This is a genomic window from Phenylobacterium sp., from assembly GCF_035569475.1.
Lineage (GTDB): Bacteria > Pseudomonadota > Alphaproteobacteria > Caulobacterales > Caulobacteraceae > Phenylobacterium.
Window position 1 is genome coordinate 59,774 of record NZ_DATMNA010000107.1, and the last position, 20,940, is coordinate 80,713.

Consider the following 20,940-nt stretch of genomic DNA (forward strand, 5'->3'; position numbering starts at 1 on the left):
TTCATGCCTTCCCATGCCGCCGTCGCTGCCGCGATGGGGAGGTAGCTAGATCGCAGCCTCGATGAACATCGGGCCACGCTGGGCCATGGCGCCGGCGAAGGCCTTTTCGAATTCCTCGGCGGTCGTGCAGCGCGCGGCGGGCAAACCCAGGCCCTTGGCCAGGGACACCCAGTCGATGGCGGGATCACCCAGGCCCAGCAGCTTGGCGGCCTGCGGCCCGGCGTCGCCCGCGCCGGTGCGGGTCATCTCGATGTTGAGGATGCGATAGCTGTTGTTGGCGAACACCACGACGGCGATGTCGAGGTTCTCCCGCGCCATCGTCCACAGCGCCTGGACCGTGTACATGGCCGCGCCGTCGCCGTTGAGCGACAGCACCTTGCGGTCCGGGGCGGCGACCGCGGCGCCGATGGCCAGCGGCAGGCCGATGCCGATCGCCCCGCCGGTCAGCGCCAGCACCTCATGCGGCCGCGCGGTGGCGGCCGCGGCCGCGACGCCGGCCCCGGAGGTGACGCTGTCGTCGCAAACGATGGCGCCTTCGGGCATGTGGCGGGCGATGGAGGCTCCGACCGTGTAGGCGTTGAGCCCGCCGGCAGGGGCGGCGTCCGGCAGCTTCAGGGGCTGGCTGGGCCCCTCCTTCGGCGCGCCGAGGGCGTCGGCCAGGGCGGCGAGGCCGGCGACGGCGTCCTCGCCGCGCTCGGCAAGGGTGCGGGTCTCGCAGCCCTCGGGGACCAGGACGCTGGGGCGGTTCGGATAGGCGAAGAACGCCACCGGCATGGTGGTCCCGGCGTAGACCATCAGGTCGACGCCATCGAGCTCGGCCAGGGCCATCTCGCCGAAGTACGGCATGCGCTTGGGCGCGAAGGCCCCGGCGCCGCGCGGGGTCCGGGCGATGAAGGTGTCGCTGTAGACGGTGACGCCCGCGGCCTGCAGGCGGGCGGCCTCCCTGACCCCGGCCGCGAGGCAGGCCTGGCCGCCGATCAGGACGACGGGCTTCTTGGCCGCCTTGAGGGCGCGTGCGGCGGCCTCGACCGCCGAGGCGGGCGGCGCCGGGCGCACCGGCCTCTGGGCGATGACCGGGTCGCCCTGGGCCGGGAGCCAGGCGGAGTCGGCGGGCAGGATCAGGCTCACCGGGCCGCCCGGAGGGCCGTAGCTGGCGGCCACCGCCTCGGCGGCGAGCCCGGCGACGGCGTCCGGGCTGTCGGCGGACTTGGCCCACAGCGAATTGGGCTTCACCAGGGTGGCGATGTCGGAGTTCAGCGGCGCGTCGTACTGGCGGTGATAGGTGGCGTGGTCGCCGATCACATTGACGATCGGGGTGAAGGCGCGCCGCGCATTGTGCAGGTTGGCGACCCCGTTGCCGTAGCCGGGGCCCAGGTGCAGCAGGGTGCAGGCCGGCTTGCCGGCGATGCGGCCGTAGCCGTCCGCCGCCCCGGTCGCCACGCCTTCGAACAGGCAGAGCACCGGGCGCATCTGGGGCTTGCGATCCAGGGCGGCGACGAACTGCATCTCGCTGGTGCCCGGATTGGCGAAACAGGCGGTGACCTCGTTGGCCACCAGGGTCGAGAGCAGGGCGTCGGCGCCGTTCATCAGAACACCATCACGTCAGGGGTGGGAGGATCGGCGAACAGCCGGGCGACCGCCTCGCCGCGCCTTTGGCGGGCCAGGGCCTGGGCGATGTAGCCCTTGTCGGTGATCTCGCCGGAGACCGGGTCGGGCGCGTCGGGCAGCACGAGCGCGCGGGCCACCCGTCCGCCGGAGCCGCGGGCCCGGGCGTTGAAGGCGTTGAGCCCCTTGCGGACGGCCGCGGCGATCTCGTCCGGCGCCAGCCGCGGGTCGGGATAGAGCAGCAGGCCCACGGCCTCCTGGCCCTCGCCGCAGACCACCGCGTCGGTCACCGCCCCGCCGATCGCCCCGATCGCCCCGATCCGCAGGTCGCCGACCGTGACGAAGGTCCCGCTGGCCAGCTTGAAATTCTCCGATAGCCGCCCGTCGAAGACCATGCCGCGGGCCGGGTCGGCGGCGTCGACCAGCCGCGCCGCGTCGCCCAGGATGTAGAAGCCCTCGTCGTCGAAGGCCTCGGCCGAGCGTTCCGGCAGGCCAAGGTAGCCGGCGGTGATCTGCGGCCCCTTCACGCGGAAGTCGAGCTTGCCGGCCTGCGGGACGAGCCGCACCGAGGTCCCCGGGACCGGCAGGCCGATCAGGCCCATGACCTCGTTGGGCCAGTGGACGTTGCAGGCGGTGGGGCCGGTCTCGGTGGCGCCGTAGCCGGAGGCGAAGCTGATCTTCTCGCCGACGGTGCGCGCCGCCACGGCCTGGATGCGGTCGGCGACCGCCTGGCCCAGCGCCGCGCCGCCGTACTGCAGCACCCGCACGCGCTCGAAGAACCGCCGCGCCAGCGCCTCGTCCTTCTCCAGTTCGTCGACGAACAGCATCCAGCCGGCGGGGACCATGTTCTGGTAGGTGGGCGAGACCTCGCGGAGGTTCCGCACCGTCTCGGCGAAGCGCGCGGCGGTCGGCTGGCCGTGGTCGATGTGCAGCGTCCCGCCGCGATAGGCCGACATGTGCAGGATCGAATTGGCGCCCAGGCTGTGGCTCCAGGGCGCGGAATTGACCATCACCGGCGGGTCGGGGTCGTCGAAGCAGGCGGTGATCTGGGCGGAGTTCAGCGTCACATTGGCGTGGCTGCAGATCACCGCCTTGGGGTGGCCGGTCGAGCCGGAGGTGAGCAGGTATTTGGCGGTGTCGGAGGGCTTGGCGACGGCCGCCGCGATGGGCCCGCGCACAAGCTCGGCGAAGGCGATGTCGCCGGGCCGGGCGTTCTTCGAGGCGATCACCGGCAGGCCGGCCAGCAGGGGCGAAGCCAGGCCCTCGGCGAAGAGGGCCGCGTCGTCGGTGTAGACCGCGCAGGGCCTCAGCACTTCGCAGGCCCGCGCCAGGCGTTCGGGGTTGGCCCCCTTCAGCCCGTATTGCGGCGAGACCGGCGCGACGGGCACGCCCTGGCTCATGGCGGCGTAGGCGATCAGCGCATGGTCGACGCCGTTGTGCGCCAGGATCAGCAACGGCCCCGGCCCCTCGACGCCCAGGGACCGCAGGCCGCCCGCCAGCGCCATGACCTGCGCGTGCGCCTCGCCGAAGGTCACCGTGCGCCAGCCCGCGCCCGAGCGCTCCGCCAGCCACACCCGGCCCGGCGCGGCTTGCGCCCAATGGGCCAGGGGCGCGGTCATGGTCGCAAAGCGGGTCGAATAGGGCGTGGGGTTGGTCAGCACCAATTCCCCGCCGCCGCGGTCCTCCACCTCCAGCCGCCGCGGCGCATAGCGCGGGTCGCGGAAGGGCGCGGTCGTGGCTCTGAGTTCGCCGTCCATCGCAGCCTTATTCCAAGCGGCGGGCGCGAAGGGAAGCGCTTCGGCGCGTCGTTCAAACACCTCCCCCGCAAGCGGCGGAGGTTTGGAAGTCGCGACCTCTAGCCCAGAGAGGCCAGTCTCCGCTCCAGGAACAGGCGCTCGGCCGGCGCGGGGTGGAGCGCGAGGGCCGCGCGCAGGGCCTCGGCCGCCTCGGCGTCGCGGCCGGCCTTGGCGAACAGTCCGGCCCGGGCGGCCTGGTAGGGAAGCCAGGCCGCCAGCCGCCCGGGGCCCTCGACGGCGTTCAGCGCGGCCAGGCCCGCGTCCGCCCCTTGCGCCTCGGCGAGCGCCACGGCGCGGTTGACCGCCGCGATGGGCGAGGGCCGCACCGTCAGCAGGGCGTCGTAGAGCGCCACCACATTGGCCCAGGCCGTGAAGCCGGTCTCCAGGCGCGTGGCGTGGACGGCATGGATCGCCGCCATCAACTGATAGGGCCCGCTGCGGCCCAGCTCGGCGGCGCGGCGCAGCAGCGCCATCGCCTCGCCGATCAGCCGCCGGTCCCACAGGCCGACGTCCTGCTCGGACAGCGGCGTCATGGCTCCGGTCTCGTCCAGTCGGGCCGGGCGGCGCGCCTCAGTCAGGCGGATCAGGGCGGCCAGGCCCAGGACCTCCGGCTCCTCCGGGGCGAGCTCCACGAGCAGGCCGGAAAGGCGAAGGGTCTCGGACGCGAGGTCCGCCGCGTCGCCCGCGCCGGCGGCGTCCTCATAGGCCTGGGCGTAGGCGATCTCGAGGGTGGCCAGCACCGCCTCCAGCCGTTCGCCCCAGGCCTCGGGGCTGGGGATCTCGAAGCGGATGCCGGAGTCGCGGATCTTGCGCTTGGCCCGCGTCAGGCGCTGAAGCATGGCGACCTCGGTGGTCAGCCACGCGCGCGCGATCCGCTCCGCCGAGAGGCCATAGAGCGTGCGCAGGGTCAGCGCGATCCGCGCCTCCGGCGCCAGCGCCGGGTGGCAGCAGACGAAGATCAGCCGCAACCGCTCGTCCGGGATCGGCTCGAAGGCCGCCATCAGGATGGTCTCCGGGTCGGGCTCCGGCTCCGGCGTGTCGTGGACCGCGTCCGCGCGCACCTTGGCCCGACGGCCAAGGTCGAAGGCCCGCCTTCGGCCCACCGCATAGAGCCAAGCGGCCGGGTCGCGCGGCGGGCCGTCGCGCGACCAGGTCTCCACGGCCCGCAGGCTGGCGAAGGCGAAGGCCTCCTCGGCCATGTCCAGGTCGCGGAAGCGCATGGCGAGCGCCGCGCGGATGCGGTCGCCCGCCTCGCGCACGGCTTCCTCCAGGATACGCTCCGCCTCCATCCGGCGGCGCGTTCAGCCCACCGGCCAGATCGGCCGGACCTCGACGGCGTAGTTCGGGCCGCCGGGGATCTTCTTGGCCCAGGCGACCGCCGCGTCCAGGTCCGGCGCCTCGACCAGGTAGTACCCGCCTAGCTGTTCGCGGGTCTCCGCGTAGGGGCCGTCGTGCAGGCTCTGGACGCCGCCGGTGGTGCGCACGGTGGTGGCGGTGTCGGACGAGCGCAGGCGGTTGCCGCCGACCATGGCGCCGGCCTCCTGCAGTTCGGCGCCCAGGCGCATGTGGGCCGCGATGATCTCCTGCATCACCGCCTGGTCGCGCAGGGCCTCATCGCCGTAGATGATCAGCAGATATTGCATGGTCTCGTCCTCTCCGGTTGCGGCCAGCTTGGCCGACGCGAACCGCCGCGTCACGGGAGAGACGCGCGTTCCGGATCGGATTCGACAGCCGCCTGGCCCGCGGGGTTCTGCCGGGGCGGCGAATAGCTCTCGATCAGCTTGCGCAGGTCGGCGATGGCGTAGGCGGCCGGCGAGCGGCGCTGGCGCCAGACCAGCAGGGTGATGGCACCCAGGGTGGCGACGATGAAGGGGATCGGCCCGAACAGCCAGGCGGCGGCGGCCAGCGCGAAATAATAGCCGCGCACCCCGGAGTTCACCGAATGCAGCGCCGGGTTCAGCAGCCGTCCGGCCGCGTCGCCGAACGCGTGGTGGATCTCGTCGTCGGCGTGCTCCGGCGTCGCCCCGATGGCGGCCAGCACATAGTTGAGCTGGCGGATGCCCCAGATAAAGTCGAGCAGTCCGCGGGCCAGGGTCAGCAGCACCAGCGACAACTGGAACTCGAACAACAGGCGCGAGGAGGTCTTGATCACCACCAGGCTGGAGACGTTGCGGAAGCTCGACTGGCCGCCGAACAGCACGCCCGCGGTGGCCGCGATCAGGATCAGGTTGGAGGAGGCGAAGAAGGAGGACGAGCTGAGCGCCTGGGCCATGAGCTGGCCGTCCATGAACCGTCCGTTGCGCCGGGCCATGTTGTGCATCCAGGCGGCGCGCACGACGGCCAGGTCGGTGTTGATCACCGCCCCGCCGCGGCGGCCGAGCAGGGTCAGCATCGGCTGGTAGAACAGCCAGCAGATCGCGAACAGGACGACCGCGGCCAGGTTCAGGGTGTCGAGGTCAATCATCGGCGATCAGGCTGGTGACGTTGGTGTTGCGCAGGCGGGCAGCGGCGATGGCCCCGGCCATCATGACCGCGGCGATGTAGATGTAGAAGCCGCTCTCGATCTTCGCCTGCTTCAGCCACTCCGCGACATATTCCGCCGTGCCCCCGAACAGGGCGTTGGCCAGGGCATAGGGCAGCGAAACCCCCAGCGCCCGGACGTGAGCCGGGAACAGCTCGGCCTTCACCACCGCGTTCACCGCCGAATAGCCGGAGTGGCAGAGGATCAGGATCATGATCAGGCCGAACGCCGCGAGCGCCGAGGTGGAATGCGAGATGGCGGTCATCACCGGATAGGTGGCGAGCGCGCCGAGGCCCAGCCCGACGGCGATGGTGGTCCGGCGGCCGACGATGTCCGAGAGCCACCCGACCAGCGGCTGGATCGGCATGTAGAGCACCAGCACGCCGGCCATGATCGCCGTGCCGGTGTCCTTGGAGAAGCCCGCGGTGTTGACCAGGAACTTCTGCATGTAGGTCGTGTAGGCGTAGAAGGCCAAGGAGCCGGCGGCGGTCAGCACCAGCACGATGGCGAACTCGCGCGGGTGCTGGCGGATCAGGGTCATGGTGCGCCCGCGCTCCGACGTCGCGGCCGTCTCGCGCAGGTAGGCGCGGGTCTCGTCCAGGCCGGTGCGGATCCAGAACACCACGATGGCCAGCAGGCCGCCGATGGCGAAGGGGATGCGCCAGCCCCAGGCCGCGAGGTCGGCCTTCGACAGCACGTGCTGCAGGATGACCAGCACGAACAGCGCCGCGACCTGGCCGCCGATCAGGCTGAGGTACTGGAACGACGACCAGAAGCCGCGATGCCTGCGGCCGGCCATCTCCGACATGTAGGTGGCGCTCGCCCCGTACTCGCCGCCCAGCGACAGGCCCTGGACCAGGCGCGCGGCCAGCAGGCCGAGCTGGGCCAGCACGCCGATGGTGGCGTAGGTCGGCAGGACGGCGATGGCGAAGGAGCCCAGGCTCATCAGCGCCACCGAAAGGGTCAGCGCCGCGCGCCGGCCCCGGCGGTCGGCGTAGACCCCCATCAGCCAGGCGCCCGCCGGCCTGGCCACGAAGCCCGCCGCGAAGATCGCCGCGGTCTGCAGTTGCTGGGCGACCGCGTCGCCCTTGGGGAAGAAGTGGGCGGCGAAGTAGAGGCTGGTCGAGGAATAGGCGAACCAGTCGTACCACTCGACGAGGTTTCCGGCCGAGCCGCCGAGGATCGCCTTGATCCGCTTCAGCGGCGGCATCCGCTCCGTCACCCCCGCCGTCGCTGCGCCTTCAGCCATGCATCCCCCCGATTGCTCGGCGGGATGCTAGGCGAGTTTGATCGCTACGTCAGGGCCGGCGGAGCTAGATGCGTCCGAGCAGCACCAGAACGACGATGATGACCAGGATCAGGCCGAGGCCGCCGCTGGGAAAATAGCCCCAGTTGCGGGAATGGCCCCAGGTCGGCAGGGCGCCGACCAGCAGCAGGATCAGGATGATGATCAGGATTAGGCCCACGCGTCTCTCCTCCGTGTGACATCCGAGGCCAGAGCAACGGACGGCTATGGTGGAGGTTCCGGCGGAAACCTAGTCTGCGAGATCGGCGGTATGCAGGTGGGCGTCGGTGTCCTTGACCCCCAGCGAGTACATCAACCCGATCCAGCCGCCCTTCACCCGTGGCAGCACGGTCAGGGTCAGGGCGGCGAGCGCGGCCAGGATGATCGGCAAGGAATAGAGCGGGTTCGACTTCCAGACGACCGAGAAGAACAGCATCGGCGCCACGACCAGGTGGCCGATCAGCAGGATGGTCACATAGGCCGGGCCGTCGTCGGCCGGATAGCGCGCGAGGTCGGTGTCGCAGACCTCGCAACGGCCGTTGACCTTCAGGTACTTCCAGAAGAGCGGGCCCTTGCCGCAGGCCGGGCAGTGGCCGGCCAAGCCGCGAAACACCGATCGCCGCAGCGGATAAACGATCTCTGCCATGGCCCGTCATATGGGCGCTTGGCCCGCGGAAGAAAAGGCGCGCGCGCGATCGGCCGCACCCGCGGGTGCGATTTATTTTCGCCCTGTCCGTGCGCTTTGGGCCGCGAAGGCCGGCGGCTACTTCTTGGCGTCGTCCGCGGTCTGGGTGACGGCGTGGCCGGCAGCCGCGACGTCCTTGCCGACGCCGGCGACGGTGTTGCAGCTTGCCACCAGCAGGGCCATGGCCGCTGCGCCAAGGACGATCAGTTTACGCATGGAAATTCCCCTTCGACTTTCCAGGCATTTCGCCGCTGGAAAGCCGGCAGTCAAGCTTTGGTGTCGCCCGCTGGCGGCGCAGACTGGCGCCATGACGCCGTCCGCCGCCGCACTCCTGGCCCAGGCCATTCTGGCGCTGCATCTGGGGGTGATCGTCTTCAATGTCGCGGGCCTGATCGTGATCCCGGTCGGCGTGGCGCTGAACTGGCGCTGGGTGCGGATCGGCTGGTGGCGGGCGCTGCACATCGCTTCCTGGGCGCTGGTGGCCGTTCAGGCTGCGCTGGGCCGCGCCTGTTTCCTGACCGTCTGGCAGGACCGGCTCACCGGCGCCGCCGCCGCCCCGCCGCTGGTCCAGCGGTGGGTCGAGCGGGCGATCTACTGGCCGCTGCCGATCTGGGGATTCGCGGCGATCTACCTGGCGCTGTTCGCGGCCGTGGTGGCGCTGTGGTTCGCCGTTCCGCCGCGCCGCCTCAGCGCCTCGCCAGCACCACGCCCATGACCCAGCCGCCGTTGCTCTGGGGCGCCACGAAGACCTCGTGCGGGGGCAGGGCGTCGATCGCCCGGACAAGGTCCGGCGGCATGGTCGCCGAACTCATCGGGCCGCGGGACCAGGCGAAGGCGACGCGGTTCTGCTTCAAGAGGTCCTCGACCGCCTGCAAGGTGTGCAGCGGCTCCATCTGCTTGACGAACTCCTGCGGCAGGGGGCCGGTGCGCAGGGTCTCCATGTCGTAGACCACCGGGTGCAGGGGCGTGATCACGCCGGGCGCCGGCTGCGCCGCGGCCGCCGTCGCCGCCAACACGCTCACCGCGACGAAGGCGGCGGCCAGGGGCGGCAGGCGGCGGGCGGCGCTCATCCTAGTCGGCGTCCATCTTCAGCGCGGCGATGAAGGCTTCCTGCGGGATCTCCACCTTGCCGAACTGGCGCATGCGTTTCTTGCCGGCCTTCTGCTTGTCGAGCAGCTTGCGCTTGCGGCTCATGTCGCCGCCGTAGCACTTGGCGGTGACGTCCTTGCGCAGGGCGCGGACCGTCTCGCGCGCGATGATCCGCCCGCCGATCGCCGCCTGGATCGGAATCTGGAACATGTGCGGGCTGATCAGGTCCTTCATCTTCTCGACCATGCCGCGGCCGCGCGCTTCGGCGCGATCAGCGTGGACCAGCATGGAGAGCGCGTCCACCGGCTCGGAATTCACCAGGATCGACATCTTCACCAGGTTGCCCACCCGGTAGTCCTCGATCTGGTAGTCGAAGGAGGCGTAGCCCTTGGAGACGCTCTTCAGCCGGTCGTAGAAGTCGAACACCACCTCGTTGAGCGGCAGGTCGTAGACCACGAGGGCGCGGGAGCCGACGTAGCTCAGCTCGCGCTGCGAGCCGCGGCGGTCCTGGCAGAGCTTGATGACGCTGCCCAGGTACTCGTCCGGGGTCAGGATGGTGGCCTTGATCCAGGGCTCGGCGATGGTGGCGATCTTCACCGGATCGGGCATGTCGGCCGGGTTGTGCAGCTCGACCACGGAGCCGTCGTTGAGGGTGATCTTGTAGATCACGCTGGGCGCCGTCGCGATCAGGTCGAGGTCGAACTCGCGGGAGAGGCGCTCCTGGATGATCTCCAGGTGCAGCAACCCCAAGAACCCGCAGCGGAAGCCGAAGCCCAGCGCCGCGCTGGTCTCCATCTCGTAGCTGAACGAGGCGTCGTTCAGGCGCAGGCGACCGATGGCGGCGCGCAGGTCCTCGAAGTCGGCGGCGTCCACCGGGAAGAGGCCGCAGAACACCACCGGCTGCACGTCGCGGAAGCCGGGCAGGGCCGCCTCGGCGGGGCGCTTCTCGTCGGTGATGGTGTCGCCGACCGCGGCCTGGGCGACTTCCTTGATCTGGGCGGTGATGAAGCCGATCTCGCCGGGGCCGAGCGCTTCGACCTCGGTGCGCTTGGGGTTGAAGACGCCGATGCGGTCGATCAGGTGCGTCGAGCCCTGCTGCATCATCTTCACGCGCTGGCCGGATTTCAGCGTGCCGTCGATGACGCGGACCAGCACCACCACGCCCAGGTAGGCGTCGTACCAGGCGTCGACCAGCAGCGCCTTGAGCGGCGCGTTCACGTCGCCCTTGGGGGCCGGCAGGCGGTGGACGATGGCCTCCAGCAGCTCGTGGATGCCGGCGCCGGTCTTGGCCGAGGTCAGGACGGCGTCCGAGGCGTCCAGGCCGATGACGTCCTCGATCTGCTGGCGGATCCGCTCAGGCTCGGCGGCCGGCAGGTCGATCTTGTTCAGGACCGGCACGATCTCGTGGTTGTTGTCGATGGCCTGGTAGACGTTGGCCAGCGTCTGGGCCTCCACGCCCTGGGAGGCGTCCACCACCAGGATCGAGCCCTCGCAGGCGGCCAGGCTGCGGGAGACCTCGTAGGCGAAGTCCACGTGGCCGGGGGTGTCCATCAGGTTGAGGACATAGGTCTCGCCGTCGTCGGCCTTGTAGGAGAGGCGCACGGTCTGGGCCTTGATGGTGATCCCGCGCTCGCGCTCGATCTCCATGTTGTCGAGCACCTGCTCGGTCATCTCGCGCTGGGTCAGCGCGCCGGTCTCCTGGATCAGCCGGTCGCTGAGCGTCGACTTGCCGTGGTCGATGTGCGCCACGATGGAGAAATTGCGGATGTGGGAAAGCGGGGTCGTCATGTTGCGCCCGCGTCTAGCACATTCCTTCGCGTCCGCGAGAGCGACGCCCGCGCACGCGAACGTGACGGCGGCGAAACACGGTTAATCGGGCGTTAAGGCGATACAGTGCATCAGGCATCTGGGCGGAGCTGAAATCTTTGGCCTGAGGAGGACTTTGCGCCCGATGGACCGTCGAACCCTTATCGCTTCGGGGCTCATGACCCTGGGCGCCGCGCGTCTTGCGCACGCCGAGCCGATCCTGCTGCCCCCGGCGCGCAAGCGCGACGCCGCCGCGCCCGCGGCCCAGCCCGCCCAGACCGAGGTGGCCCAGGCCCAGCCCGCCCCCCAGGCGCCGCCGCCGCCGAACTCCACGCCCAGCTATCCGACCGCAGGCCCCACCGACACGTCCGGCCGGCCCGACCAGCCGCAGACCTACTCCGAGGACGAGATCGTCCACTCGGTCTCGGACTTCATGGGCGTCACGGCGGAATCGGCCGGCGGCGCGGTGGAGCGGGTCTTCAAGAACAACGGCCGGCCGACCGCCTACATCGCCGGCGAAGAAGGCTCCGGCGCCATCGGCGTCGGCGCGCGCTACGGCCGCGGCCTGCTCTATATGAAGGGCCGCCAGCCGATGGAGGTCTTCTGGCAGGGCCCGTCGGTGGGCTGGGACTTCGGCGGCAACGCCAGCCGGGTGTTCACCCTCTGCTACATGCTGGACGATCCCCGCGACATCTTCCAGCGGTTCCCCGGCGTGGAAGGGTCGGCCTATTTCATCGGCGGTCTGGGCGTGAACTACCAGCGGGCCAACGACATCATCCTGGCGCCGATCCGCGCCGGCGTCGGCTTCCGCCTGGGCGCCAACATCGGCTACCTCGCCTATTCGCGCCGGCGAAGCATCATCCCGTTCTGATCTCCGATCCGCTCGTCCCGGCGCAGGCCGGGGCATGAGCTGAGCCTGACCAGACCACGGCGCTTGATCGCCGCGGTGGGTCCATTTGCGCCCGACGTCGCGCCGACGGGTGGGATTGAAGCTTGACTCATTGCATAAGTATGAACTTATATGGCGGCATGACGCCGCAAGCCCCCGACCTGTTCCGCACCCTGGCTGATCCCACGCGGCGGGCGGTGTTCGAGCGGCTGGCGGGCGAGGGCGAACTGGCGGTCAGCGACCTGGTGGCGGGCTCGGGCGTGTCCCAGCCGGCGGTGTCGCAGCACCTGGCGGTGCTGCGACAGGCGGGGCTGGTCACCGAGCGGCGGGACGGGCGGTTCATCCGCTACGCCGCCGCGCCGCAGGGCCTGAAGCCGCTGATCGACTGGATGGCCCTCTACGCCGTCTTCTGGCGCGAGCGCTTCGACCGCCTGGAAGACCTGCTGAAGAGGATGGATCAATAGGATGCCCATCATCTCGAATTCGCCTGAAAGGACCGCCCGATGAACGATATCCCCGCCAGCCGCTCGGTCATCGTCGAGCGCCTGATGCCGCACCCGCCGGAGAAGGTCTGGCGCGCCCTCACAAACCCCGCCCTCGTCAGCGAGTGGCTGATGGAGACGGACCTACAGCCGATCGTCGGCCACAGGTTCAACTTCCGCGCCACGCCCCAGGGCGGCTGGAACGGCGTGACCGATTGCGAGGTGCTGGCGGTCGAGCCCATGACCCGGCTGGTCTATAGCTGGAGCGCCTCGGGCGAACAGGCGGCCGGCGGGGTCAGGACCGTCGTCACCTGGATCCTCACGCCAACCGACGGCGGGACCCACGTTTCCATGGAGCAGGCGGGCTTTCGTCCGCAGGACGAGCCCTTCTTCCAGGGCGCAGGTTTCGGCTGGCGCAAGATGGTCGCCGGCCTGGAGCGGGTGGCGGGTGAACAGCCATGAGCGTGACCGAGACCCAGGCTATCGTCGTCGACCGGCTGCTGCCGCATCCGCCGGAAAAGGTCTGGCGGGCGCTGACCCAGTCGGACCTGATCGCCGAGTGGCTGATGCGCAACGACTTCGAGCCGCGCATCGGGCATCGCTTCAACCTGCGCGCCTCGCCCGTCCCGGGGCGCTGGAACGGGGTCTTCGACTGCGAGGTGGTCGAGCTGGAGCCCGGGGTCCGCCTGGCCTGGCGCCAGACCCTGTCGGGCGACGAAAAGCCGGGCGGCATTGACACGCTTGTCGCCTGGACCCTGACGCCGGAGGCGGGCGGAACGCGGCTGCGCCTGGAGCACTCCGGCTTCCGCGCCGGAGTGGACGACGGCATCTTCGAGTCCATGAAGGGCGGTTGGGCGCACCTCGTCGGCGCCCTGGAGCGGGTGCTCGCGGGCCTCGCCTAGCTTCTGAGCTTCGCCCCCACCGCCTTCTCCGCCGCGGTGACGATGCGGGCCGACAGGGCCTCGATCTCGGCGTCGGTCAGGGTCTTCTCCGTCGGCTGGACGGTGACCTCGACGGCGACCGATTTCTGCCCCTCCGGCACGCCCTTGCCCTGGTAGACGTCGAAGACGCGGGCGTCGGCGATGAGCGATTTGTCCACACCCAGGATCGGCCGGACCAGTTCGCCGGCCGGCGTCGCCTGATCCACCAGAAAGGCGAAGTCGCGGCCGAGCGGCATCAGCGGCGACAGCGAGAGCGCCGGCTTGGTCTTGGTGGCCTTCTTCTTGGGCTCCGGGATCGCGCCCAGGTCCAGTTCGAAGGCCAGCATCGGCCCTTCAGCGTCCAGCGCCTTCAGGATGGCGGGGTGCAGCTCTCCGAACTCGGCGACCACATTCTTTGGGCCCAGCTGCAGGCGGGCCGAGCGGCCGGGATGCCACCAGGGCGAGGCCTGGCCCTGGACGATCTGCAGGTTGGGCGCCCCCATCTCCTCCAGCAGGGCCATCAGGTCGGCTTTCAGCCGGAACAGCGGATCGGCTTGCGCGCCCGCCCAGCTCCGCGGCGGGTGCGGAGCCACCAAGGCGGTCACGACGGTCAACTGGTCGGCGGGCTGGTCGCCCTTGAAGGTCGGGCCCACCTCGAACAGCGCCGCGTCGGCGAATCCCTGGCGGGCGTTGCGGGCGGCGGCCTCGATCAGGTTCGGCAGGATCGAGGGGCGCATGCAATCGAGGTCCGAGGCGATCGGATTGGTCAGCCGCAGCGTCTCGTCGCCGCCGCCGAACTGCTTCGCCCACTCGGTGCGCATGAAGCTCCAGGTGACGGCCTCGGCGTAGCCGCGGGCGGCGAGCGCGCGGCGGGCATTGCGCATCCGGGTCTGGCGCACGGTCAGCACGCCGCCGGCCTGCCGGGCCATCTCGGGCAGGGGCTCGGCGGGCAGGGCGGCGAAGCCCTCGATGCGGGCCACCTCCTCGACCAGGTCGGCCTTGCCGTCCACATCGCGGCGCCAGGTGGGCGGCGTCACCATCTCGCCACGCACCTCGAAGCCGAGGTCGACGAGGATCTGGTCGATCCGCGCGCTGCCGACGTCGAGGCCGGACAGCTTCTTCACATAGGCATGGTCGAAGGCGATGGCGGCCGGCGGCGCGGGCGCGTGGCCGGCGACGCGGACCTCGCAGGGCTCGCCGCCGCAGAGGTCGAGGATCAGCCGCGTGGCCAGCTCCAGGCCGGGGACCACGAAGCCGGTGTCGACGCCGCGGGCGAAGCGGTACTGGGCGTCGGAGGTGATGCCGAGCGTCCGCCCCGTCTGCGCCGTGCGGATCGGGTCGAAGTAGGCGCTCTCCACGAAGACGTCGGTGGTGGTCTCGCTGACCTTTGTGCTCTCGCCGCCCATCACGCCGCCCAGGCCGATGGCGCCGGAGCCGTCGGCGATCACGCAGACCTCGGGCCCGGCCTCATAGGTCTTGCCGTCCAGGGCCTCGAGCTTTTCGCCGGGCTTGCCTAGCCGCGCCTCGATGAAGCCCCCGGTGAGCTTGGCCGCATCATAGACGTGCAAGGGCCGGCAGCGGTCGTAGGACATCAGGTTGGTGATATCGACCAGGGCGCTGATGGGGCGCAGACCCACGGCGGTCAGCTTGCGCTGCAGCCAGGCGGGCGAGGGGCCGTTCCTGACGCCCTTGATCAGCCGCCCGGCGAACACCGGGCAGGCGTCGCCGTCGACACGGATTTCCAGCGTGGTCGGCCCGTGGCCGGGGACCGCCGCGACGGACGTATCCTTCAGCTTGCCCAAACCGGCCGCGGCCAGGTCGCGGGCGATGCCGACTACGCCCAGCCAGTCGGGCCGGTTGGGCGTGACCTCGAAGTCGATCACCGCCTCCAGGCCGAAGGCCTCGGCCGCGCTGAGGCCCACCGCCAGGCTGTCCGGCAATTCGACGATGCCGTCGGCCTCGGCGTCCACCTCCAGCTCGCGTCCCGAGCAGAGCATGCCGTTGGAGACCACGCCGCGCACCGGCCGCGCCTCCAGGGTGATGCCGCTGCCCGGCACATAGGCGCCGATCGGGGCGTAGATGGTGGTGAGCCCCGCCCGCGCGTTGGGCGCGCCGCAGACGATCTCCTTGCGCCCGTCCACGGTATCCACCTGACAGACCCGCAGGCGGTCGGCGTTGGGGTGCTGCACGGCCTCGACGACCTTGGCCACGGAGAAGGCCGCCAGCTTGGCCGCCGGGTTCTCCACATGCTCGACCTCCAGGCCGGCCATGGTCATGGCGTCCACGACCTGATCGACCGTGGCGTCGGTTTCGAGATGCTCCTTGAGCCAGGAAAGCGTGAACTTCATGTCGCTCTCCTCAGCTCAGGCCGGTGGCGGGATTGGGCGCGGCGAAGGCCGAGAAGCCGTAGTGCTCCAGCCAGCGCACGTCGGACGCGAACATGTCGCGCAGATCGGGCATGCCGTACTTCAGCATCCCCAGCCGGTCGATGCCGAAGCCGAAGGCAAAGCCCTGCCAGACGTCGGGGTCGAGGCCGCAGTTGCGCAGCACATTGGGATGCACCATCCCGCAGCCGACGATCTCCATCCAGTCGTCACCCTGGCCGATCTTGACGTCGCCGCCCGAGCGGTCGCAGCGCACGTCCATCTCGGCGCTCGGCTCGGTGAACGGGAAGTGGTGCGGCCGGAAGCGGGTCTCCACCAGGGGCGTCTCGAAGAAGCGCCCGATGAAGGTATCGAGCGTCCACTTCAGGTGGCCCATGTGGATGGCCTTGTCGATCACCAGGCCCTCCATCTGGTGGAACATGGGCGTGTGGGTCGCGTCGCTGTCCGAGCGGTAGGTGCGGCCCGGCACGATGACGCGGATCGGCGGCTCCTGACCGTTGGCGATCCAGCCGGGCAGCTTCTCGTTGGTCCGCTGCATCGTGCGGATCTGCACCGGGCTGGTGTGGGTGCGCAGGACCTTGCGCTCGCCGTGCGCGTCCTGCGGCAGCCAGAAGGTGTCGTGCATCTCCCGCGCCGGATGCTTCGGCGGGAAGTTGAGCGCGGTGAAGTTGTGGAAGTCGTCCTCGATGTCGGGGCCTTCCGCCAGGCCGAAGCCCATCTCGGCGAAGATGGCGATCATCTCGTCCAGCACCTGCATGGTCGGATGCACGCGGCCGCGGCGTTCCGGCGGCGGCGGCAGGGTCAGGTCCACCCGTTCGGCGGCGAGCTTGGTGTCGAGTTCGGCCGCCTCAAGTTCGGCTTTCCTGCGAGCGATGTACTCAATCATTCGATCGCGCAGCTGATTGACGAGCGGACCCCGTTCTCTGCGTTCCTGATCGCTCATCGAGCCGAGCGTCTTGAGTTGAAGTGTGACGTTCCCCGATTTGCCGAGGATTTCGATGCGGGCGGTCTCAAGATCAGCGACCGTCGTCGCTGAGCCGATGATCGCAGTGTTGGCGGATTCGAGTTTCGAAAGGTCAGTCATGTCGGCGGTGTCCTAGAGCACTTTCATCCATTCCGTCATCCCCGGGCTTGTCCCGGGGATCCATACGCGCTGACGATCCAGGCTAAATCACAGACGACAGGTTTATGGATGGCCGGGACAAGCCCGGCCATGACGATCGAAAGGGAAGGAGGGCGCATAGCAAAAAGCCCTCCGGCGGTTCAGGCCGAAGGGCTTTGAGATTGCTTCAGGAGCCAATGCTCCGGGCGATCAAGCCAGCGCGGCGCGAACCTTCTCTGCGATGGCCTTGAAAGCGGCTGGGTCGGCGCCCGCGATATCCGCGAGGACCTTGCGGTCCATTTCGATCCCGGCCAGGTCAAGGCCGTGGATAAATCGGGCGTAGGTCATGCCCTCTTCGCGGGCCGCGGCGTTGATCCGCTGGATCCACAGGGAGCGGAACTGACGCTTGCGGACCTTGCGGTCGCGGTAGGCGTACTGGCCGGCCTTGTCCACGGCCGCCTTGGCGGTGCGGATGGTGTTCTTGCGGCGCCCGTAGAAGCCCTTGGCCTGCTCGAGAACCTTCTTGTGCTTGGCGTGGGCGGTGACGCCCCTTTTGACGCGAGCCATCTGTCAGAGCTCCTTAAGACAGGCCGTAGGGCAGGAAGATCTTGATGATCTTCGCGTCGGAGGCGCTCATCACCTTCGTGCCACGGTTCTGACGGATGTACTTGGCGTTGTGGGAGAGCAGGCGGTGGCGCTTGCCGGCCACACCGGCCTTGATCTTCCCGGTCGCAGTAAGTTTGAAGCGCTTTTTAGCGCCCGACTTCGTCTTCAGTTTCGGCATTTCACTGCGGAGCGATGAAGCCCCGTCCTCTGGCGTATTGATGAGCCGCCCTGGCATGCCATGGGCCAGGCGGCTCCGAAGGGGCGGGTTAGTAGGGGAAACAGGCGGGAAATGCAAGGCGGGGCCGAGGCGCAATCGCCTACTCGTCGAAGTAGTCGATATCGAACGATGCGCCCAGAGCCGCAACGGCGTCCATTTGCTCTGCGACGAAATGGAGCGGCAGGATCGGCATGGGTGGCCGAATGGTCACGCCGACCCAAACGTCAAGGTCCGGCGCCTCCATTCTCAACCTTTCGATCACAGCCTTCAGAGGCGCGATTTGTTGCAGAAGCTGCTCAAGCACGGCTGAGGGGTCAGTGCTGTCGTCATCCCAGACCTGAATGGACCAGCCGTTTGCCTTGGGCACGGGGCGCGGAGGCGTGCGCAAATCTCCCTGGAAGCTCACGCGGCCTTCGGGACCGAGCGTTGAGGCCAAGTCGTGGACCGTCAACGCACTCGTCCAAACGGTTAGGTGGGCGCTGATTGAGGCCATCGGCCACATCTAGCCATAAATCTCATGGCGGCCAGTCTGCCTTGGCCTCCCGGCAACTCAAGGACGGCGCGGAGCGCCGCCGCCATGCGGGCGGCCAAGGGCCGCTCCTTGACTTGCCGAGAGGCCAAGGCTCGCATCAACCGTGAGATTTAAGCCCCGGAAGCATCGGACGATGCTCCTGTCCTGAACCCGCGCGTTGTCCCGGTTTCGCGGCGCGCGAAGACCGGACCCAAGAACTTACTCGGTCGCCTGTCTGGCGACGGTACGCCGCTTCGCGCACTTGCGGATGACCCGCGGGTCCGGCGTTCCGGCCCATTCCGAAAATTTTTGCCCGCCTGAACGGCCGATTAAGCGCGTTCTCCTATGGTCCAGCTTAGGTCGTGGACCGCGGCCTTTGGAGCCCTACAGAATGTCGAGCATCTCTCCCCTCAGCCAGACCCCGCCCTCCATCCCGGTGACCCCGGCCGCGCCGGTCAGCAATTCCAAGCCCCCCGTGACGTCCGCCACCGACAGCGATGGCGACAAGGACGGAAGCACCAGCTCGCCGTCGGCCGCCAAGCCGCCGGGCGTCGGCAACCTGGTCGACATCAAAGCCTAGGCCGCCAATCGCGGAGCGCGCCGCCGCACCTGCCCCGCGAACCAGAGCCCCGGCAGGATCAGCAGCGCCGCCACCGCAAACGGCGCGCCCACCGCCACTGAGAACAGCTCGCCCGCCAGCACCGGGCCGCCGATGCGGGCCAGCGCCATGCCGCTCATGTTGAGGCCCAGCATCTCGCCCTGCCGGTCGGGCGGGGCGGCCTGGGAGATCAGCGCGGTCAGGTTCGGGAAGCAGATCGACTGGCCGATGCAGACCAGGGCGAACCCGGCCATCGCAATCGGCCAGACCGGCGACAGCCACTGCACCACCAGGCCCAGGCCCATCAGCACCAGCCCTCCGGTCAGCGTGCGTGGCTCGCCGTAGCGGCGGACCAGGCGGCCGGACAGGTAGCCCTGGCAGAAGGCGCCCAGCAGGCCGATGCCCATGAAGGCCAGGCCGATCTGCCTTGGCCCCCAGCCGAACCGCGCCTGGGTCCAGAGGCCATAGGTGGCCTCGATGCCGGCGAAGCCCACCACGACGATGAAGCTGATCGCCAGGATGCGGCCGATGACGGTGTGCGCCCAGGCCTCCTTCAGCCCTTCGATGCGCGGGCGGTGCGGGCGCAGGGCGGACGGCTCGGGCCGGCTCTCGCGCACGAAGACCACCACCGCCAGGGCCGAGGCGACGGCGAACCCCGCGGCGACGAGCAGCGGAAGCTGGAACCCCAGGGCGCCGCGGCTGGGCTGGGCCAGCAGGCCGCCGATCGCCGGCCCGGTGGTGAAGCCGGCGCTGAAGGCCGCGCCCATGATCCCCATCCGCGCCGCGCGCTTGTCGGGCGGCGTGATGTCGGCCATCGCGCCCTGCAGGGTCGAGATGTTGCCGGCGAAAATGCCTGTGGCGAAACGGATGGCGAAGGCGGCCCAGATGTTGGGCGCGAAGGCCAGCGCCGCATAGCTGACCGCCACCGCGGCGATGGTGACGATCAGCACCGGCTTGCGGCCGATCCGGTCCGACAGCCGGCCCCAGAACGGCTCGCCCAGGAACTGGCCGAAGGAGAAGGCCGAGAACATCATCGTGACCTGCCAGGCCGGCGCGTTGAAGGCCTTGGCGAAGAACGGCAGCAGCGGGATCACCAGGCCGAACCCCGCGATCATCAGATAGATCACCGCCAGCAGGACGATCAGCGCCCTGCGCTCGGCGGCCGCTTCCGGCGTGGCGAGACGGCTCACGACGCCGCCTCCGCGCCCACGTGGCCCTGGACGGTGCGCGGCGGCGCCCGGCGCGCGGCGCTGAGCGCCAAGAGGATCGCCGGCGCCACGATCAGCGCCCCCTGGATGAAGGGCGCATGGATGCTGACGTTGGCGAAGGTCAGGCCGGCCGACAGGGGTCCCACGAACCGCGCGAAGGCGCCGGCGGCGTTGTTGAGGCCCAGGATCTGCCCCTGCCGATGCGGGTCGGCGGTGCGCGAGATCAGCGCGCCCACGTTGGGCCAGGCCACCGACTGGCCGATGGCGGTCACGCACATCAACGCCGTGGTCATGACCAGGCCCGTGGAGAACGGCTGCAGCAGCGAGCCCAGGGCGTTCACCCCCATGCCGATGGCCAGCATCCGGCCCTCGCCGAACCGCTCCGACAGCGGCCCCGTGACGAAGAACTGGGTGAGCGCGGCCACCAGGCCGACGGCGGCGAAGCAGATGCTGATCTGCCGGGGGCCCCAGCCGAACCGCGCCTGGCCCCACAGGCCGAACGTGGACTCGATGCCGGTGAAGGCGAAGCCTACCAGGAAGGTCAGCAGCATCAGCCGCCCGATCACCGGGCTGCGCACGGCCTCGCCGATCGCCGCCCAGCGGCTGGGCCTATGGCTGATCGACTGGTCGCGGATCTTGCTCTCGCGGATGAAGAGGATGATGCCGGTCACCGCAACGGCCGATAGCGCCGAGGCGATGAACAGCGGGATGCGGAAGCCGATCGGGCCCATGTCGGTGTGGGCGAAGGCGCCGCCCACCGCGGGCCCCACGATCATGCCGACGTTCCACGCCGCCCCTTGCCGCGACAGCATCCGCGCCCGGCGCTCCGGCGGGGTGACGTCGGCGATATAGCCCTGGATCACCGCCCCGTTGCCGCTCATCAGCCCGCCCAGGAAGCGGATCACGAAGGCGGCCAGCACATTGGGCGCAAACGCCAGCGCCAGGTAGCAGAGGCAGTTGCCGCTGATGGTCGAGATCAGCAGCGGCTTTCGCCCATAGCGGTCCGACAGCCGCCCCCAGAACGGCTCGCCGAAGAAACCGCCCATGGCGTAGGCCGAGAAGATCAGTGCGATCTGCCACGGCGCCGCGTGCATCGACTTGGCATAGAAGGGCAGCAACGGGACGATAATCCCGAAGCCCAGCATGTTGATGAAGATGACGGCGATCAGCGACGGCGCGGCCCACTGGGACGGCGTCGACGCCTCCCGCGGCGCAGTGTCGGACATGGGCGGGTTG

At 69.8% G+C, this 20,940-nt stretch carries 24 protein-coding genes; 6 read left to right on the forward strand and 18 right to left on the reverse strand.

What is annotated here, in order from left to right; all coding sequences use genetic code 11:
* Nucleotides 1-45: 45 nt before the first annotated feature.
* The 9 genes from VNW53_RS17345 to VNW53_RS17385 all read right to left on the reverse strand — a co-directional run bounded on the left by VNW53_RS17345 (nt 46) and on the right by VNW53_RS17385 (nt 8,108).
* Complete coding sequence (locus VNW53_RS17345; protein WP_325557100.1) at nt 46-1,587, reverse strand: acetolactate synthase large subunit; 1,542 nt, start codon at nt 1,585-1,587, stop codon at nt 46-48.
* The gene (locus VNW53_RS17350) at nt 1,587-3,362 is read right to left on the reverse strand and encodes a feruloyl-CoA synthase (protein WP_325557101.1); all 1,776 of its coding nucleotides are present in this window, start codon (nt 3,360-3,362) and stop codon (nt 1,587-1,589) included. The genes VNW53_RS17345 and VNW53_RS17350 overlap by 1 nt, the downstream gene beginning before the upstream one ends.
* A gap of 98 nt (nt 3,363-3,460) precedes the next feature.
* On the reverse strand, nt 3,461-4,690 hold the full coding sequence (locus VNW53_RS17355; RefSeq protein WP_325557102.1) for an RNA polymerase sigma factor: 1,230 nt from the start codon (nt 4,688-4,690) through the stop codon (nt 3,461-3,463).
* 12 nt (nt 4,691-4,702) lie between these two features.
* Nucleotides 4,703-5,044 carry a YciI family protein gene (locus tag VNW53_RS17360; protein WP_325557103.1) on the reverse strand — a complete coding sequence of 114 codons (342 nt, stop codon included), beginning with the start codon at nt 5,042-5,044 and terminating at the stop codon, nt 4,703-4,705.
* A 50-nt stretch (nt 5,045-5,094) separates the two neighbouring features.
* On the reverse strand, nt 5,095-5,865 hold the full coding sequence (locus VNW53_RS17365) for a DUF599 family protein (RefSeq protein ID WP_325557104.1): 771 nt from the start codon (nt 5,863-5,865) through the stop codon (nt 5,095-5,097).
* The gene (locus VNW53_RS17370) at nt 5,858-7,171 is read right to left on the reverse strand and encodes an MFS transporter (RefSeq protein ID WP_325557105.1); all 1,314 of its coding nucleotides are present in this window, start codon (nt 7,169-7,171) and stop codon (nt 5,858-5,860) included. The genes VNW53_RS17365 and VNW53_RS17370 overlap by 8 nt, the downstream gene beginning before the upstream one ends.
* Before the next feature lie 64 nt (nt 7,172-7,235).
* A complete protein-coding gene (locus VNW53_RS17375; protein WP_325557106.1) occupies nt 7,236-7,388 on the reverse strand; it encodes a DUF3309 family protein in 153 nt (50 codons plus the stop codon).
* A 69-nt stretch (nt 7,389-7,457) separates the two neighbouring features.
* Nucleotides 7,458-7,853: a DUF983 domain-containing protein gene (locus VNW53_RS17380; RefSeq protein WP_325557107.1), complete on the reverse strand. Its 396-nt coding sequence runs from the start codon at nt 7,851-7,853 to the stop codon at nt 7,458-7,460.
* Between the two features lie 117 nt (nt 7,854-7,970).
* Complete coding sequence (locus VNW53_RS17385; RefSeq protein ID WP_325557108.1) at nt 7,971-8,108, reverse strand: entericidin A/B family lipoprotein; 138 nt, start codon at nt 8,106-8,108, stop codon at nt 7,971-7,973.
* 91 nt (nt 8,109-8,199) lie between these two features.
* Here VNW53_RS17385 and VNW53_RS17390 point away from each other — a divergent pair, with 91 nt between their 5' ends.
* Nucleotides 8,200-8,607: a DUF2784 domain-containing protein gene (locus VNW53_RS17390; protein WP_325557109.1), complete on the forward strand. Its 408-nt coding sequence runs from the start codon at nt 8,200-8,202 to the stop codon at nt 8,605-8,607.
* Here VNW53_RS17390 and VNW53_RS17395 read toward each other — a convergent pair.
* Nucleotides 8,579-8,962, reverse strand: a complete 384-nt coding sequence (locus VNW53_RS17395; RefSeq protein ID WP_325557110.1) for a hypothetical protein — start codon at nt 8,960-8,962, stop codon at nt 8,579-8,581. The genes VNW53_RS17390 and VNW53_RS17395 overlap by 29 nt on opposite strands.
* 1 nt (nt 8,963) lies before the next feature.
* On the reverse strand, nt 8,964-10,769 hold the full coding sequence (gene lepA / locus VNW53_RS17400; protein WP_325557111.1) for a translation elongation factor 4: 1,806 nt from the start codon (nt 10,767-10,769) through the stop codon (nt 8,964-8,966).
* A 163-nt stretch (nt 10,770-10,932) separates the two neighbouring features.
* On the opposite strand from lepA, the gene VNW53_RS17405 reads away from it, so the two are divergent.
* The 4 genes from VNW53_RS17405 to VNW53_RS17420 all read left to right on the forward strand — a co-directional run bounded on the left by VNW53_RS17405 (nt 10,933) and on the right by VNW53_RS17420 (nt 13,060).
* Nucleotides 10,933-11,658, forward strand: coding sequence for a DUF1134 domain-containing protein (locus VNW53_RS17405; protein WP_325557112.1), 726 nt, complete (start codon nt 10,933-10,935; stop codon nt 11,656-11,658).
* Between the two features lie 158 nt (nt 11,659-11,816).
* A complete protein-coding gene (locus VNW53_RS17410; protein ID WP_325557113.1) occupies nt 11,817-12,140 on the forward strand; it encodes a metalloregulator ArsR/SmtB family transcription factor in 324 nt (107 codons plus the stop codon).
* A 39-nt stretch (nt 12,141-12,179) separates the two neighbouring features.
* Nucleotides 12,180-12,620 carry an SRPBCC domain-containing protein gene (locus VNW53_RS17415; protein ID WP_325557114.1) on the forward strand — a complete coding sequence of 147 codons (441 nt, stop codon included), beginning with the start codon at nt 12,180-12,182 and terminating at the stop codon, nt 12,618-12,620.
* Nucleotides 12,617-13,060 carry an SRPBCC domain-containing protein gene (locus tag VNW53_RS17420; RefSeq protein WP_325557115.1) on the forward strand — a complete coding sequence of 148 codons (444 nt, stop codon included), beginning with the start codon at nt 12,617-12,619 and terminating at the stop codon, nt 13,058-13,060. Before VNW53_RS17415 ends, VNW53_RS17420 begins: the two co-directional genes overlap by 4 nt.
* On the opposite strand, the gene pheT is transcribed toward VNW53_RS17420, so the two are convergent.
* From pheT to VNW53_RS17445, 5 genes are all read right to left on the reverse strand, one after another.
* Nucleotides 13,057-15,426: a phenylalanine--tRNA ligase subunit beta gene (gene pheT, locus VNW53_RS17425; RefSeq protein WP_325557117.1), complete on the reverse strand. Its 2,370-nt coding sequence runs from the start codon at nt 15,424-15,426 to the stop codon at nt 13,057-13,059. The two genes, VNW53_RS17420 and pheT, sit on opposite strands and share 4 nt — an antisense overlap.
* 10 nt (nt 15,427-15,436) lie before the next feature.
* Entirely contained in the window at nt 15,437-16,546 is a 1,110-nt protein-coding gene (gene pheS, locus VNW53_RS17430; protein ID WP_325557119.1) for a phenylalanine--tRNA ligase subunit alpha, read from the reverse strand.
* 228 nt (nt 16,547-16,774) lie between these two features.
* Nucleotides 16,775-17,131: a 50S ribosomal protein L20 gene (gene rplT / locus VNW53_RS17435; RefSeq protein WP_293368646.1), complete on the reverse strand. Its 357-nt coding sequence runs from the start codon at nt 17,129-17,131 to the stop codon at nt 16,775-16,777.
* A gap of 13 nt (nt 17,132-17,144) precedes the next feature.
* Nucleotides 17,145-17,348 carry a 50S ribosomal protein L35 gene (gene rpmI / locus VNW53_RS17440; protein ID WP_293375785.1) on the reverse strand — a complete coding sequence of 68 codons (204 nt, stop codon included), beginning with the start codon at nt 17,346-17,348 and terminating at the stop codon, nt 17,145-17,147.
* Between the two features lie 139 nt (nt 17,349-17,487).
* The gene (locus VNW53_RS17445) at nt 17,488-17,838 is read right to left on the reverse strand and encodes a DUF4279 domain-containing protein (RefSeq protein ID WP_325557121.1); all 351 of its coding nucleotides are present in this window, start codon (nt 17,836-17,838) and stop codon (nt 17,488-17,490) included.
* A 451-nt stretch (nt 17,839-18,289) separates the two neighbouring features.
* Between VNW53_RS17445 and VNW53_RS17450 the strand changes: the two genes are divergently transcribed.
* The gene (locus VNW53_RS17450) at nt 18,290-18,478 is read left to right on the forward strand and encodes a hypothetical protein (protein ID WP_325557123.1); all 189 of its coding nucleotides are present in this window, start codon (nt 18,290-18,292) and stop codon (nt 18,476-18,478) included.
* On the opposite strand, the gene VNW53_RS17455 is transcribed toward VNW53_RS17450, so the two are convergent.
* Nucleotides 18,475-19,686: an MFS transporter gene (locus tag VNW53_RS17455; RefSeq protein WP_325557125.1), complete on the reverse strand. Its 1,212-nt coding sequence runs from the start codon at nt 19,684-19,686 to the stop codon at nt 18,475-18,477. The genes VNW53_RS17450 and VNW53_RS17455 overlap by 4 nt on opposite strands.
* Nucleotides 19,683-20,930, reverse strand: coding sequence for an MFS transporter (locus VNW53_RS17460; protein WP_325557126.1), 1,248 nt, complete (start codon nt 20,928-20,930; stop codon nt 19,683-19,685). Before VNW53_RS17460 ends, VNW53_RS17455 begins: the two co-directional genes overlap by 4 nt.
* Between the last annotated feature and the right edge of the window lie 10 nt (nt 20,931-20,940).

What these genes read in the sequence shown, in the direction of transcription:
- VNW53_RS17405 (WP_325557112.1), top strand. Translation starts at nt 10,933, where the DNA reads ATGGACCGTCGAACCCTTATCGCTTCGGGGCTCATGACCCTGGGCGCC.
- VNW53_RS17345 (WP_325557100.1), bottom strand. Translation starts at nt 1,587, where the DNA reads ATGAACGGCGCCGACGCCCTGCTCTCGACCCTGGTGGCCAACGAGGTC.
- VNW53_RS17390 (WP_325557109.1), top strand. Translation starts at nt 8,200, where the DNA reads ATGACGCCGTCCGCCGCCGCACTCCTGGCCCAGGCCATTCTGGCGCTG.
- pheS (WP_325557119.1), bottom strand. Translation starts at nt 16,546, where the DNA reads ATGACTGACCTTTCGAAACTCGAATCCGCCAACACTGCGATCATCGGC.
- rpmI (WP_293375785.1), bottom strand. Translation starts at nt 17,348, where the DNA reads ATGCCGAAACTGAAGACGAAGTCGGGCGCTAAAAAGCGCTTCAAACTT.
- VNW53_RS17360 (WP_325557103.1), bottom strand. Translation starts at nt 5,044, where the DNA reads ATGCAATATCTGCTGATCATCTACGGCGATGAGGCCCTGCGCGACCAG.
- VNW53_RS17395 (WP_325557110.1), bottom strand. Translation starts at nt 8,962, where the DNA reads ATGAGCGCCGCCCGCCGCCTGCCGCCCCTGGCCGCCGCCTTCGTCGCG.
- VNW53_RS17350 (WP_325557101.1), bottom strand. Translation starts at nt 3,362, where the DNA reads ATGGACGGCGAACTCAGAGCCACGACCGCGCCCTTCCGCGACCCGCGC.
- VNW53_RS17420 (WP_325557115.1), top strand. Translation starts at nt 12,617, where the DNA reads ATGAGCGTGACCGAGACCCAGGCTATCGTCGTCGACCGGCTGCTGCCG.
- VNW53_RS17410 (WP_325557113.1), top strand. Translation starts at nt 11,817, where the DNA reads ATGACGCCGCAAGCCCCCGACCTGTTCCGCACCCTGGCTGATCCCACG.
- VNW53_RS17385 (WP_325557108.1), bottom strand. Translation starts at nt 8,108, where the DNA reads ATGCGTAAACTGATCGTCCTTGGCGCAGCGGCCATGGCCCTGCTGGTG.
- VNW53_RS17355 (WP_325557102.1), bottom strand. Translation starts at nt 4,690, where the DNA reads ATGGAGGCGGAGCGTATCCTGGAGGAAGCCGTGCGCGAGGCGGGCGAC.
- VNW53_RS17415 (WP_325557114.1), top strand. Translation starts at nt 12,180, where the DNA reads ATGAACGATATCCCCGCCAGCCGCTCGGTCATCGTCGAGCGCCTGATG.
- VNW53_RS17460 (WP_325557126.1), bottom strand. Translation starts at nt 20,930, where the DNA reads ATGTCCGACACTGCGCCGCGGGAGGCGTCGACGCCGTCCCAGTGGGCC.
- lepA (WP_325557111.1), bottom strand. Translation starts at nt 10,769, where the DNA reads ATGACGACCCCGCTTTCCCACATCCGCAATTTCTCCATCGTGGCGCAC.
- rplT (WP_293368646.1), bottom strand. Translation starts at nt 17,131, where the DNA reads ATGGCTCGCGTCAAAAGGGGCGTCACCGCCCACGCCAAGCACAAGAAG.
- VNW53_RS17450 (WP_325557123.1), top strand. Translation starts at nt 18,290, where the DNA reads ATGTCGAGCATCTCTCCCCTCAGCCAGACCCCGCCCTCCATCCCGGTG.
- pheT (WP_325557117.1), bottom strand. Translation starts at nt 15,426, where the DNA reads ATGAAGTTCACGCTTTCCTGGCTCAAGGAGCATCTCGAAACCGACGCC.
- VNW53_RS17380 (WP_325557107.1), bottom strand. Translation starts at nt 7,853, where the DNA reads ATGGCAGAGATCGTTTATCCGCTGCGGCGATCGGTGTTTCGCGGCTTG.
- VNW53_RS17365 (WP_325557104.1), bottom strand. Translation starts at nt 5,865, where the DNA reads ATGATTGACCTCGACACCCTGAACCTGGCCGCGGTCGTCCTGTTCGCG.
- VNW53_RS17370 (WP_325557105.1), bottom strand. Translation starts at nt 7,171, where the DNA reads ATGGCTGAAGGCGCAGCGACGGCGGGGGTGACGGAGCGGATGCCGCCG.